The organism is Pseudodesulfovibrio indicus, from assembly GCF_001563225.1.
GTDB lineage: Bacteria > Desulfobacterota > Desulfovibrionia > Desulfovibrionales > Desulfovibrionaceae > Pseudodesulfovibrio > Pseudodesulfovibrio indicus.
Genome location: NZ_CP014206.1, coordinates 1,494,673 through 1,507,392, shown reverse-complemented (window position 1 = coordinate 1,507,392; position 12,720 = coordinate 1,494,673). Strand labels below are relative to the sequence as shown.

The following is a 12,720-nucleotide window of genomic DNA, read 5'->3' as shown; positions in this document are numbered from 1 at the left end:
AAGAGGTAAGCAATGCCCAGCCTGAAAGCTCCCTTCAGAATCCCGGCCACCAAGGGGAAAAAAGCATGGCCGTTGCTCTGCGTTTTTCCCGGCGACCACGAGGAAAGCTGGTCTAAGTACGGTGGAAACAAGAATAATTTTCGTCTCCAAATCGGCAACGCCTTTTATCGCCGTCCCACGGAACGTCGGAGCTTCCTGAGCGCCGCCGAGCTGGGGCAGCTCCTCGGCAAGCGGATCGCGGAGGTGTTCGGAGTTGAGCCGGGACAGCCTGAGAACGGCGCGATCCGCGTCAACCTCTACCTGCCCCAGGGGGCGAAGGTCTGGTACCGCGAGGGCGGCATGTTGCCTGAAGCCGAAATGATCGGCGCTCCACCCCGGCAGAACGCCGAGGGCGAATGGGTTGTGGTGCTCGCCTACTCCCGGAAGACCGTACCCGTAACAGCGGTCCGGCCCCGGACTGAATCTTTGGCTGAATGCACCATGGAACCTGAAGCGTGCATGGAGGGGTATTTCGATGATCAGGACTGATTTGTTCATCAAGGAAGAGGATCGCGGCCAGCTCTCCGGTGATGGCCCTGTCAATTTGCGGATGCCCATAGGGCTGAAATGCAAGCAATTGCCGACGAACACATATGGCGACAAGACCCGCTACTACGTGATTGCCAGGGCCAGGGAGCTGGCTGGCGGTCGGGTTGTTTGCGCGGAGTGCGGCCACGGCCCCTGCAAAGTCCCGGACGGGATCGGCCATGACAGGGAACTGCATATTTACAGGGAATCGGCAACTCGCTGAATCAGCATAACTACGACTATGAGTAAAATGAAAAGACCTATGGCCCTGCACCATGGCGGCAAGTTCAAGCTCCGCCATTGGGTGATCGAGCATTTCCCCATGCACCGGGTGTACATCGAGCCGTTCGGCGGCATGGCTTCCGTACTTATGGAAAAAGAGCGGGCCGACCTGGAGGTTTTGAACGACTTGGACAACCAAGTTGTGAACCTCTACCAGGTCATGCGCGACCCGGTTGCATCGGTGCGGCTGGCCGAAGAGTTGCAACTGACGCCGTATGCAAGGGCAGAGTTCGACGCGGCCTATGGGGTTTGCACAGATCCAGTGGAGATGGCCCGGAGATATCTGGTCAGGGCGTTCATGGGCTTCGGTGCAAACTCAGCGACATGCCCCTACAAGAATGGGTTCCGCTCCAAGCGGCCCAATTTCAAGTCTCCGGCCTATGAGTTTGTGTCCTACCCCCACACATCGAGTATTTCCGCGAACGTCTCGCCGGAGTCACCATCGAGTGCAAGCCCGCTGCGGACGTAATTCAGCGATACGATGAACCGGACGCGCTGATCTACGTTGACCCTCCTTACATGCCGGAAACGCGCATAGCGTCATCCACGATCAGCTATCGATGCGAGATGACCGAGGCCGATCACGAAGCCCTGGCCAGAACTCTCCACGAAGCGGAAGGCATGGTGGTTTTGTCTGGCTATCGCTGCCCGGCATACGATGAATGGTTTTCGACATGGAGGCGTATCGACAGGGAGGCATGGGCCGAACGTGCGGCCAAGCGGATTGAAAGTCTCTGGATCTCGCCCAGCTGTGAGGAACGGCTCCGGCGAGAAACCGAGATCCAGGAAGCGAACATTATGCCGCTCATGAGGGCGGTCAACTGATCCGCAAGATGCAAACAAAAGGAGATAACATGGACCATTTTGGCATTGGCCCCGCCATTCAGGGCGCGGCAAGAATCTATTCCTACTCCGCTAGACGGACCGGGCGCACACAGTCCCTCTTGGAGAGTGTGAAGGATGGCGACCGGGTTGTTTTCCTCAACCACCGCCACGCTGAACAGTTCAAATCGTTGTGCCGCGAGCGAGGAATTAATGTTGATTGCATTTCCTCTCCTGCGGAAGAACCTGACCACGTTCTGCACCGTGGCCGTAGCAAAGGGCGAACAATTTTCGACCATTGTTGGGTGGAAGCCTATTACTATCACCATATTGAAAGGGGCATGCGCTTGCTCGACCAGATTTCGGAACGGGCTTCCGGTCACCTCCATGTTGCCGCCGAAACCGACGCGGCCAGATATGAACGTGAGAAGTGGTCACAGAATCTGTAAGGAGATGACGAAAGTGAAATACGCAGTATGCCCCTGGTTGTTCACCGACACCATGACGCAACTCTATGGAGCTACGGCCACCAAGGACGGAAGACGTTTTTGCTTGTCACGGGACAACAAACCTCTCCTTTTCGACACCGAGGAGGAGGCGCAGGACTTCGTCAAGGAAATAAACTCCCTGCCCCGCTGCGGTGTATGCGGCAAGCCCATGACCTTAGCCGAGGCAAAAGCCCACGACCCTAAACTTGGCGACTGCTGCGCTGCTCATTTCGACAACGAATAGGGAACGAGGAGGCGACTATGGAAACGAAAAAGGTGAGCTGCCCCCACTGTGGGCATGATGTGTCCCTGGACGGAAGCCGTGTGGAACTGGACGGCAAGGTGTTGCAGCAAGGTGGCTGCGTCTCGATCGAGTGGGCCGAGGAATGCGCGGCCTGTGGCAAGGAATACATCATGGACGTCGACGTCGGTCCGGTTGGCGTGTCGGTCAGGGCGTAGCAAAAGGTTTTCCAATGCAGTTGAAATGCAACGAATGTCCCCATGTCGATTGGGCCGATGGCGGTTTTTGCTGCCCGGAAACGCAGCTCTGCACGTATGGCGGCAGGAGTATGCCCATCAAGTGGTATACGCCCTGCCCCATGGCCCTGGAGGCGGCGAGGGAAGAGGCGGATCGCCGGTACCCCGATCAGACCTGCGAGGAATGCGCCAGCTTCCAGGCCCGCGTGGACATGGGCTGGTCTCACTCGGACATTGTAGACCTGTGTTGGACAACCCAGCAGCGCAACCCGACCAGGGGCGGCGAGGGGTGCATATTTCGGCCAAAAGCAAGGAGAGAGTTCCACCATGGCAAAGACGGTTAGCCCCAAATGGCGCAATGCGCTGCTGGCAAAGGTTCACATAGCCAAAAAGCAGATGCCGAACCTGGACGACGACACCTACCGGGGTTGGTTGGCCGAGATGTACGGCAAGACGTCGGCAGGCAAGCTGTCCATGCATGAGCTGGCCGATTTTGCGGACTTTCTCGCAGGTAAGGGGGCTGCTTTCCCCAACAGCCACAAGCGGTCCGGTTCGTCTCGCGATGATTTTTACGAAGTCCCGGATGGGACGCCGTTCGCCCGGCAGAAGCGGTGGATCGCGGCCATGTGGAACGCGCTGGACTGGAAAATGTCCGGTTTGGATACCCGGTGCGCCAGCCAATTCGGAGTGGATAAGTTCATTTGGCTGAACGACCAGCCCGCTTTGCAAACCCTCTCCAAGGACCTCGTTGGCCGGTGCAGGAAGAAAGGAATTGACCCATACGATGCACAACCTGCGAGCTGACATCCTGGCTCGGTTCGGGTCGGTGCATCGGTTCTGCCGCCAGCACCCGTTCCTCAACCGGTCCACCGTCTACATGGTGTTGGCAGGGAAATACGGCGGCAACACGGAATTGCAAGTCCAGCGCATACGAGACGCGCTGAATGGGAAGAACAACGAGAAGCGAATCATGGAAACGATCAAGTTCACGGCCTGTGGCCGGTGCAGTGTCACCGGAAAATGCAACCGGTGCGACGAATTGTTCTCCGCACAGGCCAAGGCCGTTGCCGATTTGTTCTCAAGTTGATTGTCACGGAGGTTTTATGACCACTCGGCTCTTCAAGGAATTCACGGAACTCTACGGCCAGGGCTTTCGGCCCTACACCGGGGAAGTCCTGGCGGAAGTGTACGAACGGCTCAAATGCAACGACCCGAAAAAGGCGTACTGGGTGTGCCGGTGGCCGTTGCTGTACTGCTTCGGCTGCACCAAGCGCTGTGCGCCACGGACCCCCGATGGGTTCCAGGTGATGCTTCCTGAAGGCGGCCAGTGCGTTCCCGGAAAATTTGCAATTTCCCCGGCTGAAATGTTGGCTTCCAAGCCGTTCCTGAGGGCAGACGAGGCCGCATATTGTTTGTGCATCAGCCAGAGCCAGGTGTACGCCATTACGGCAGAGGGGAAATTGGTACGTCATTTGGATAAACCCTTTCGCGTAACCTCCGAAAGCGTTAGGGAAGAAATGAATCGCATTGATTTATAAGGAGGCTCCAATGCAAGCTCTACTGTCCCTCGTTGTCCTCATTGCCCTTGTCGCCGCCATTCTCGGCCTCTTCAAGCCCGGACTGGTCCTGTTCTTTCTGCCGCCCGAAAAGCGGACCAGGCTGAAGGCGTTCGGCCTCTATGCCGCTGTCTTCGTCCTGTGCGCCTTTCTCCTGCCCATGGTGAGCGAGCCCGACAAGTCCGACAGCTATCTGGCCCAGTTGGAAACTGAAGCCCAACAGGCTCAAGCGGGGCGCGCGCCGACAACGGAAACAGCCAAGGCCGCGACCACGAAAACAGGATTTGATCCCATGCAACATGAGGAAAACATAGAGGCGTTGGGGATGCTCTTGGACAGCCTGACCGCGTTCAAGGGAGACCCCGAATTCCATAAGCTTGGGTTTGGAGCCAACTTGCCCTATACGCATACATGGCTGAACTCCGTGAAGGACTTAGGCAAAATCATGACGACCGAAAATGGTTATACGCTCGCCCAAGCGTCCGCACCCGGCTATCTCCGGCAACTCGGCATGGAATACATGCGAAGCGCCGGGCGGGAGAACCAATATACCCGCGACTTCCGAAAATTCGTTGAGGAAGGACTCGCCAAGTAGCCACAGCCCCACCTCACCTTTCCAAAAGCACCCCTTACCGGGTGCTTTTTTTGTTCCCACAGCTTCCACGGCTTCCTGCGGCAGGATCACAATACCGATACTCTATCCCTGTTTGAACCACTCCTACGGTTCGAGAGCACCCATCAACGGCGGGGCCGGGAGGCCCCGCCAAACAGGGAGAGATCATGCACAAGAAAAGCGTCACCATCGTCCGGGTCGGCCAAGGCCTCGACGGCACGTTCGGGCGTATGTTTCTGCCCGGCGGCGTGGAGCGCGTCAGCGCTGAACCGCCGTGGAAGGACAACCGCACGGACGTGTCCTGTATTCCCCCCGGAAAATACGAATGCGAAATCAATGAGTCCCCGCACTTCGGGCTTTGCCCTGAAATCCTGGACGTGCCGGGCCGGACGCACGTCCGCATGCATGCGGGCAACTGGGCCGGGGACGTCGAGCAGGGCCGCCGATCCGATTCCCAGGCCTGTGTCCTTCCCGGCCTGCGTTTCGCCACACTCGATGGACAACCGGCAGTGTCCAACTCCCGTGCCGTCCTGGGCGAACTCATGGATGCGGTCAGCGACGGCGATCCGCGTCCGGGCGTCCGGTTCGACCTCGAAATCATCGACATGACCGGCGAGGCCGGAAAGGGGTGGCAAGCATGATTCCCGCAATCATCGGTGCGGCGGCCACGATCGTGCCGTCCATCATACGGTGGGCCGCCGGGGACAAGGCCGGTGAGGTCGCCGACAAGGTTGGGGCCATCGCCAAGGAGCTTGTCCCCGGTCATGACGGCGAGCTGGACGCCATGCAGCGCATCGCGGAAGACCCTGCCCTGAGCAGGCGGTTCCAGAACGAATATTACGCCTTCGAGCTGGAGCTTGCGAAGCTGGAGCACGAGCAAAGAATGGCCGAGATCGGCCTCGCCGACACGGAAGGCGGGCGGGAGTTGGCCAAGACCGAAGTCGCCTCCAGCGACGAGTATGTGCGCCGCACGCGGCCCCAGCTCCTCCGCTGGTACGGCAAGGGGTCGTTCCTGCTCATTTTCGCCTGTGTGGCCGTGGCCTTTGTTTCGACGTTCACCACGTCCGTGACCAAGGAAGAGGCCACGTTCATCATCGACGTCCTGAAGTGGGCGCTGCCCACCGTCTCCGGCACGTTCCTGATGATGTACCGGGCGTACACCGGCAAGCGCACCCAGGAGAAGTTGGGGGCCATTGGCCTCCAGCCGGAGTCCTCCCTGGACAAAGTCGTCAAGATGGTACGGGGGTAGCCAGTGGACCTGCATACCCTCGACATCCTGCTCCGCATTATCCAAGTCGTGGTTCTGCCCATGCTCGCCTTCCTGGTGAAACTCCTGATCGACCAGCGCAGGCAGGTCAATGGCTTGGCGTCTCGGCTGACAAAGGCCGAGGCGTGCCTCGAAAACGTCCCCACCGAGAAAACACTCCACGAACTGGCCCTGACCATCCGAGGCCTTGGCGGCGACCTACACGTGGCCGTTGAGAAGATCGAAGGCATGGGCCGCATCGTGGACCGCCTTGAACGCGTTGTCTCCCGACACGAAGAACATCTGCTCAATGGAGGAAAATAGATGAGCTACGGAGAAGTGGTGGCCGAGCACCTGCGCATCACCATCCTGCGCCTGCTTGCCGAGCAGCCCGACTACACCCTGAACGACAGCATGATCCGCGACCTGGTTCCCCAGTTCGGCTTCCGCCCCTCGCGCGACAACGTCCGCACCCAGCTTGCGTGGCTGGCCGAGCAGGGCCTTGTCTCCACGCAATGCAACGGGGGCTGCTACATCGCGCACCTGACCGAACGCGGCGAAGAGGTCGCCAAAGGATATGCCACGGTCCCCGGCGTAAAGCGGCCCTCTCCCGGAGGCGCGTGATGGCCCTCGACGCCGGACGCGAATACCCGCCCGAAACCGTGTGGCACGCGCAAGAGCTGTACTGCGTTGCGCGGCTCACTTTTGATCAGGTGGCCGAGGAAACCGACGTGGCCGTGTCCACGCTCAAGCGCTGGTCTGCGACCTACGGCTGGCGCGACAAGCGGGAGAAGCTCGCCCAGGCCGAAGCCGACCTCCAGGCCGACACGATCATGGCCCGGTCCGTCATGCTGAAGAAACTGATCGTAAGCCAGGACGCTCAAACCGGTTTCGCCGTTTCGGCCCTGGAGAGCCTCGCCATGAAACAGGCCGAGGCTGCCCGCGCCCAGAAGCTCATGAGCGCCGCCACCAGAAACGAGCTGCGCCCGATCCGCACGAAGGAAGACGCCGTGGCCGCCCTTGAAGAGGCTGTGGAACTCAAGCTCAACAGCATGCTGCAAAGCCCGCAGGACCTGGACTTCAAGGCCGTGCAGGACGTGCGCAAGGCGATGGAGCTGGTGGCCGAGATGAAGGCCGTCGAGACCAAGGAAAAAGACGATGGCCGAGGCGTGCGCGGCACGAATATCGAAGCCATGCTGGATGCATTGAGGTAGCCCGTGGGTATCCGTCTGCTCCAGTATCAGCACGAGCTGCGCCAAGCCCTGAAGCTTTCGCCGGTCGTCGTTGTCGAGAAATCCCGTCGCACCGGCTATTCGTGGGGAGCGAGCTGGGTGGCAGCCGAGTATGCGGCCAAGGCCAAGTCCGAAGGCGGCATGAACGTCTATTACATGGGCTACAACCTGGATATGGCCCGCGAGTTCATTGAGTACGTGGGTGAGGCCGGGAAGACATTGGAACTCGGTGCCTCCGCCATCGGCGAAACTCTTTGGCAGGATGCTGGCGATCCCGACAACCAGATCAAGGCATTCCGCGTCGACTTCCGTCATGGCCGCGTGACGGCGCTCCCGTCCCGTCCCCGCTCCCTCCGGGGCATGCAGGGGCTTGTCATCCTGGACGAGGCCGCGTTCCACGACGATCTGGACGAATTGCTCAAGGCCGCACTGGCCCTGACCATCTGGGGCGGCAAGGTGCTCATCATCTCCACCCACGATGGTGAAGACAATGCGTTCAACCAGCTCGTGCAGGATTGCCGCGCCGGGCGCAAGCCCTACACCGTCCTGCGGTGTGATTTTGACCGCGCCATTTCCGAGGGGCTTTACAAGCGCATCTGCGAACGCACCGGCAAAGTATGGAGCGCCGAAGCCGAGGCCGCTTGGCGCGAAGACATCATCAAATTTTATGGAGATGGGGCGGATGAGGAACTCTTCTGCATCCCCTCCCGTACCGGCGGCTCCTACCTCGTGCGCACCGTCATTGAGGGGTGCATGGACCCGACCATTCCCGTCCTACGCTGGGAGCCTCCCGCCGGAGACTTCGTGGATTGGAGCGATGACCAACGGCATCGGGAAATGAGGGACTGGCTCAAGGGCAACCTCGGCCCGCTGCTTGCCACCTTGCCCCAGCGCCAGAGCTGGGTGGGCGAGGACTTTGGCCGAGACGTCGACCTGACCGACATCTGGCCGCTCATGGACGCGCCGGGATTGACCTACCGCACCCCGTTTCTGCTCGAATTGCGCGATTGTCCGTTCACCCAACAGGAGCAAGCACTTTTCTACGTATGCCACGGCCTGCCCATGTTCTCCGGCGCAGCCTTGGACAAGGGCGGCAACGGCGCATTCCTGGCCGAACGCGCACGACAGGAATTCGGGCCGGAGATCATCGAACAGGTTCATTTTTCCGAGAACTGGAATCTTGAGAACTGGCCTCCGGCCAAAGCGGCCCTGGAGGATCGCACGGCCATCATTCCCAGAGACGAGAACGTTCTCGACGATCTGCGGGCGGTCAAGGTCGTCAAGGGCGTTCCCAAGGTCCCCCGTGACGCCCGGACCGTGGACCGCAAGGATTCCGGCAAACGCCACGGCGACTCCGCCATCGCCTTTGCCTTGTCCTACTTCGCTGCCCGCAAATTCGACTCCGCATACACCGAATGGGACTTTTGCACGGGTGGTTCCAGCAGAGCGTCCCGAATCATGAGAGGTTTCTGATGCCCACGATATACGACCACAAAGGCGATCCCATCAATTTCGAGGCCCCCGCCGTCGACCTGACAACGGAGTTCGCCACGCGCGTTGCCGCCGGAGCCGACTTCGGCAGCTTCCTCGGCATTCTCCCCGACCCTGATCCGGTCTTGCGGCAACGCGGGGAATACTCGTCGGTTCTGGAAGACCTGACCGCCGACGATCAGGTGTGCATGGCAATGCAGAACCGCAAGCTGCGCGTTCTGAATAAGCAGGATTACGACTTTTCGCCGGGTCAGGCCAAGGGCAAGGATGTCTCCGCCCAGGCCGCCCAGCTCTGCGATGATCTGGTGGCGGACCTGGAGGCGATCCCCCTGCGCGACGTCTTCAGCTCCATGCTGGATGCGCCGTTTTTCGGTCTGACCGTACTGGAACTCATATGGGAGCCGCGCGGCGGCAAGCTCCGGCTGGCCGACATCGTCGCCAAGCCGCGCACATGGTTCGCCTTCGACGATCGGAACAAGCCGGTGTTCTGCGGCAACACGCTTGCCGACGACATTCCCCTGCCGACCGGCAAGTTCGTCCTAGTGCGCCACTTCCCGACCTTCGAGAACCCTTATGGCCTTCGCCTCCTCTCCCGTTGCCTGTGGCCCGTGGCCTTCAAGCGCGGCGGCATCGAATTCCTGACCCGGTTCTGCGAGAAGTTCGGCATGCCATGGGTGCTGGCCAAGGCCCCGCGCAATGCGACCAGGGCGGACCGGATGAGCATGGCCAGCGATCTTGCGGCCATGGTCCAGGATGCGGTGGCCGTACTGCCGGGCGGTGCCGAGGTAGACCTCGCCAGCGCTTCGGGCAAGGCCGGGGACCTGCACGAGGGCTACCTCAGGCGGTGGGACAAGGCCATATCCAAGGTGCTCATGGGCCAGACCCTGACCGCAGAAATGGACGGCTCCGGCAGCCGCGCGGCCAGCGAGACCCACTATAGCGTGGGCAACGATATGGCCGAGGCCGATCAGTTCCTTGTGACAAGCGCCATGAACGAGATCGCGCTCGTCTACCGCAACATCAACGCTCCCGCCGGGGTGATCGCTCCGGTGTTCGGCTACAACGAGCCGGAGGACTACGACGCCCAGGCGAGCCTGGACACGAAGCTTCACGGCATCGGCGTACGCTTCAAGAAAAGCCATTTTTCCCGCCGGTACGATCTGGCCGAGGATGAATTCGACCTCGAGGGCGAGACCGAATCGCTTCCGGCTGACCATTCCGCCTGCATCGAATTCGCCAATGCCCAGGACGCCCAGGACGTGGTGGACAGGGCCGTGGCCGACATCATGCCCCAGGCGGTCAAGGCCAATGCTGAGATTGTCAGCCAAATTGAGAAAATCGTGCAAAGCGCGGAATCGTTCGAAGACATGCAGGTCATGCTGGCCGAACTGCTCGGCCAGGACGCGGAGGAGAGCGAGCTGGCCGATCTGGTCGGCAGGATCATGCTCAACGTCCAGGCCTTCGGGACCATGGCCGCCCAGGAGGAAGCCGATGGCTGATGAATGCGACATGGCCCAGGACATGGAGGCGCTGCACCGCAGGATAGCGCTGGAAAGCCTGCACAGCGCCACCACAGGACGCAATTCGCTGTACTACTGCGAAGAGTGCGGTGATCCGATCCCGGAAGCCCGTCGTCAGGCGGTCCCCGGCGTGCGCCTGTGTCTGGAATGCCAGGAGGAAGCCGATGCCTGTCACCGTTGAGCCGCTGGCCCCCGCCGAGGCCATCCAGTTTTGGAAGGGCAAGGCCCCGGTCTCCGCAAAGGAGTTCGAGGCCATGGATGCGGCTGCCCGTACCCGCGCCTTTGCCGTGTCCGGCCTCGCCAAAATGGATCAGGTCGGCAGCGTCTATGCTGCCATAACCAAGGCCCTGGATGACGGCGAGACCCTACGGGACTTCAAGGGCCGCATAGGTTCCATCATCGAACAGCAAGGGTGGACCGGAAAGAAGGCGTGGCGCGTCGAGAACATTTTCCGCTCGAACATACAGAGCGCCTACATGGCGGGCCGCCACCAGCAGATGAAGCGCGTTGCCAAGTCCCGGCCCTACTGGCAGCTCGTTGCCGTCCGCGACCGGCGCACGCGGCAGACGCACCTTGCCGTGGACGGGCTGGTCTACCCGCATGACCACCCGTTCTGGCAGACGTGGTACCCGCCCAACGGCTTTGCCTGCCGGTGCGTGGTGATCACGCTCTCGGAACGCCAGGTCAAGGCTCGCGGCCTGACGGTGCAGACCGAGATCCCCGACATGATCCGCGTGGTGGACCCGGAGACGGGCATGGAATCCTTTGTGACGCCGATCCCGGACAAGGGGTGGGCAACCAACGTCGGGGAAGACTGGCTGGCCGGTCTTGCTCCCTCCGAAATGAGCGGCATGAAGGACAGGGACTTTCCGACCTTGTGCCGTCGCGGCGACTTCGCGGACGATCCCTGCAAGCTCCCCATTTCGGCCATCGACCCCAAACACGTCCATGTCGTGAAGGACAGCGATCTGCTGCCCAAGACGGGCCTCGCCACCGAAGAATATGTTCGGGCCTTCCTCCAGGAGTTCGGCATCGGCGACCTTGGCGGCAGCAAGGTGGTCAACGTGCACGGCTTCCCCATGACGGTCAGCAAGTGGCTTTTCACCGAAAAGGCGACCGGGGAATGGAAAAAGACATGGACGGACAAGCGGCCCTACATGCGGCTGCTCGCCCGCGCCATCCTCGACCCCTACGAGGTTTGGTGGCGGCCCATGGACCACGAGGCTACCGGCAGGATGTACTTCACCCTCCGCATGATCCGGTTGTTTCGTATGCCCTCGACGAAAGAGGTGTGCGGCTTCAGCTCGTTTTCATTGTTCGGACGGAACTGGACAGGGGCCACGGCATTCGCGCCAAGGGCGAACCGAAGCCAGAAGACGATCTATGAGCAGGCGGAAAAGGAACGGGCGGGAATACTGATCTATCGTGAATCGCTCAAGTAGGCCGGTCCTTGAGCCAGCTCCGTACAGTTGTGATCCCTGACCCCGGCGGGACTGATACGGACGCCGACAGTATTCACGATGAAAAAAACCTAATCCCCAAAACGAGGAAAGTCAAATGACCAAATGGATCAACATTTTCAAGACAGGCACCCATACGGACAGCGCGGGCCGCACCCGCACCTGGACCGAAGCGGACCTGGACAAGATCGTCAGCAACTATGAGCAGCGCACCGAGGACCCGCCCCTGGTCTTCGGCCATCCCAAGTCCAATGACCCGGCGGAGGGGTGGATAGTGGCGGTGCGCCGGTTCGGCGAATTTTTGCAAGCACAGTTTGCACGCCTTACGGACAAAGCCCGCGAAGGCGTGAAGAATAAGGCCTACAAGTACGTCAGCCTCAGCCTGACGCCCGAACTCAACATCCGCCATCTCGGACTGCTCGGAGCGGTCCCGCCCGGCGTCAAGGGGTTGGGTGAAGTCGAATTTCAGGACGGCGAGGGCATGACCGTCATCTTCAATTTCAACGAGCCGGGCGACCCGGCACCGGAGGACACCGACATGACCAAGGAACTGGAGGCCAAGCTCGCCGAGTCCGAGCGGAAGCAGGCCGAGGCCGAAAAGAAGCTGGCCGAAGAAAAGGCGGCCCGCGAGAAGGCCGAATCCGACCTCAAGACCAAGGAAGAGGCCGCCGCCAAACGCGAGGCCGAGCAGCGGGCAGCCGACCATTCGGCCAAGGTCGACAAGCTGATCGAAGACGGCAAGCTCCTGCCCGCCGACAAGGAAAAGGTTCTGGCGTTCTGCGCGGCCCTGGACGGCGGCGAGGAGCTGAGCTTCAGCGCCGACGAAGGCAAGAAGCCCGTCGTGGACCACTTCCTGAGCTTCATGGCCGAAGGCCGCAGCAATGCGTTGATGACCGAGTTCAGCGCTCCCGGCAAGGATGGCGGAAGCGCTGTGACCGAAGACATGACCCAGTACGTCTAGGAGGC

Annotated in this window: 21 protein-coding genes; all 21 read left to right on the top strand. The window is 60.8% G+C overall.

The genetic code is table 11. The features are described 5' to 3' along the window. Positions 1 to 12: 12 nt before the first annotated feature. The 21 genes from AWY79_RS07030 (at position 13) to AWY79_RS06930 (ending at position 12,715) form a co-directional block, all read left to right on the top strand. Entirely contained in the window at positions 13 to 528 is a 516-nt protein-coding gene (locus AWY79_RS07030; protein ID WP_066801952.1) for a hypothetical protein, read from the top strand. Beyond that, positions 515 to 790 (top strand): hypothetical protein, encoded by a 276-nt coding sequence (locus AWY79_RS07025; protein ID WP_066801950.1) that lies wholly within the window; start codon positions 515 to 517, stop codon positions 788 to 790. Before AWY79_RS07030 ends, AWY79_RS07025 begins: the two co-directional genes overlap by 14 nt. A 39-nt stretch (positions 791 to 829) precedes the next feature. Continuing rightward, complete coding sequence (locus AWY79_RS18190) at positions 830 to 1,318, top strand: DNA adenine methylase (RefSeq protein WP_158509865.1); 489 nt, start codon at positions 830 to 832, stop codon at positions 1,316 to 1,318. Continuing rightward, positions 1,255 to 1,674 carry a DNA adenine methylase gene (locus tag AWY79_RS18185; protein WP_078063655.1) on the top strand — a complete coding sequence of 140 codons (420 nt, stop codon included), beginning with the start codon at positions 1,255 to 1,257 and terminating at the stop codon, positions 1,672 to 1,674. The genes AWY79_RS18190 and AWY79_RS18185 overlap by 64 nt, the downstream gene beginning before the upstream one ends. A gap of 29 nt (positions 1,675 to 1,703) precedes the next feature. Further along, on the top strand, positions 1,704 to 2,120 hold the full coding sequence (locus AWY79_RS07015; RefSeq protein ID WP_066801948.1) for a hypothetical protein: 417 nt from the start codon (positions 1,704 to 1,706) through the stop codon (positions 2,118 to 2,120). Positions 2,121 to 2,133: 13 nt separating this feature from the next. Next, positions 2,134 to 2,403, top strand: a complete 270-nt coding sequence (locus AWY79_RS07010; protein ID WP_133987024.1) for a hypothetical protein — start codon at positions 2,134 to 2,136, stop codon at positions 2,401 to 2,403. Between the two features lie 17 nt (positions 2,404 to 2,420). Further along, positions 2,421 to 2,618: a hypothetical protein gene (locus tag AWY79_RS07005; protein ID WP_066801944.1), complete on the top strand. Its 198-nt coding sequence runs from the start codon at positions 2,421 to 2,423 to the stop codon at positions 2,616 to 2,618. Positions 2,619 to 2,963: 345 nt separating this feature from the next. Beyond that, a complete protein-coding gene (locus AWY79_RS06995) occupies positions 2,964 to 3,440 on the top strand; it encodes a regulatory protein GemA (protein ID WP_066801940.1) in 477 nt (158 codons plus the stop codon). After that, entirely contained in the window at positions 3,409 to 3,723 is a 315-nt protein-coding gene (locus AWY79_RS06990) for a hypothetical protein (protein WP_233491025.1), read from the top strand. The genes AWY79_RS06995 and AWY79_RS06990 overlap by 32 nt, the downstream gene beginning before the upstream one ends. 16 nt (positions 3,724 to 3,739) lie before the next feature. Further along, on the top strand, positions 3,740 to 4,174 hold the full coding sequence (locus AWY79_RS06985) for a DNA-binding protein (protein ID WP_066801936.1): 435 nt from the start codon (positions 3,740 to 3,742) through the stop codon (positions 4,172 to 4,174). Between the two features lie 10 nt (positions 4,175 to 4,184). Continuing rightward, entirely contained in the window at positions 4,185 to 4,787 is a 603-nt protein-coding gene (locus tag AWY79_RS06980; protein ID WP_066801935.1) for a hypothetical protein, read from the top strand. Between the two features lie 185 nt (positions 4,788 to 4,972). After that, positions 4,973 to 5,446 (top strand): DUF5675 family protein, encoded by a 474-nt coding sequence (locus AWY79_RS06975; protein ID WP_066801934.1) that lies wholly within the window; start codon positions 4,973 to 4,975, stop codon positions 5,444 to 5,446. Beyond that, entirely contained in the window at positions 5,443 to 6,054 is a 612-nt protein-coding gene (locus AWY79_RS06970; protein WP_066801932.1) for a hypothetical protein, read from the top strand. The genes AWY79_RS06975 and AWY79_RS06970 overlap by 4 nt, the downstream gene beginning before the upstream one ends. Positions 6,055 to 6,057: 3 nt before the next feature. Beyond that, a complete protein-coding gene (locus AWY79_RS06965; protein ID WP_066801930.1) occupies positions 6,058 to 6,375 on the top strand; it encodes a DUF2730 family protein in 318 nt (105 codons plus the stop codon). Next, the gene (locus AWY79_RS06960; RefSeq protein WP_066801928.1) at positions 6,376 to 6,675 is read left to right on the top strand and encodes a VpaChn25_0724 family phage protein; all 300 of its coding nucleotides are present in this window, start codon (positions 6,376 to 6,378) and stop codon (positions 6,673 to 6,675) included. Continuing rightward, positions 6,675 to 7,265: a hypothetical protein gene (locus AWY79_RS06955; RefSeq protein WP_066801926.1), complete on the top strand. Its 591-nt coding sequence runs from the start codon at positions 6,675 to 6,677 to the stop codon at positions 7,263 to 7,265. Before AWY79_RS06960 ends, AWY79_RS06955 begins: the two co-directional genes overlap by 1 nt. Before the next feature lie 3 nt (positions 7,266 to 7,268). Beyond that, positions 7,269 to 8,756, top strand: a complete 1,488-nt coding sequence (locus AWY79_RS06950) for a hypothetical protein (protein ID WP_066801924.1) — start codon at positions 7,269 to 7,271, stop codon at positions 8,754 to 8,756. Continuing rightward, positions 8,756 to 10,273: a DUF935 domain-containing protein gene (locus AWY79_RS06945; protein ID WP_066801922.1), complete on the top strand. Its 1,518-nt coding sequence runs from the start codon at positions 8,756 to 8,758 to the stop codon at positions 10,271 to 10,273. The genes AWY79_RS06950 and AWY79_RS06945 overlap by 1 nt, the downstream gene beginning before the upstream one ends. Next, positions 10,266 to 10,475 (top strand): TraR/DksA C4-type zinc finger protein, encoded by a 210-nt coding sequence (locus AWY79_RS06940; protein WP_066801920.1) that lies wholly within the window; start codon positions 10,266 to 10,268, stop codon positions 10,473 to 10,475. The genes AWY79_RS06945 and AWY79_RS06940 overlap by 8 nt, the downstream gene beginning before the upstream one ends. Then, a complete protein-coding gene (locus AWY79_RS06935) occupies positions 10,459 to 11,736 on the top strand; it encodes a phage minor head protein (RefSeq protein WP_066801918.1) in 1,278 nt (425 codons plus the stop codon). The genes AWY79_RS06940 and AWY79_RS06935 overlap by 17 nt, the downstream gene beginning before the upstream one ends. Positions 11,737 to 11,851: 115 nt before the next feature. Continuing rightward, positions 11,852 to 12,715 (top strand): phage protease, encoded by an 864-nt coding sequence (locus AWY79_RS06930; RefSeq protein WP_066801917.1) that lies wholly within the window; start codon positions 11,852 to 11,854, stop codon positions 12,713 to 12,715. The last annotated feature ends 5 nt before the right edge of the window (positions 12,716 to 12,720 follow it).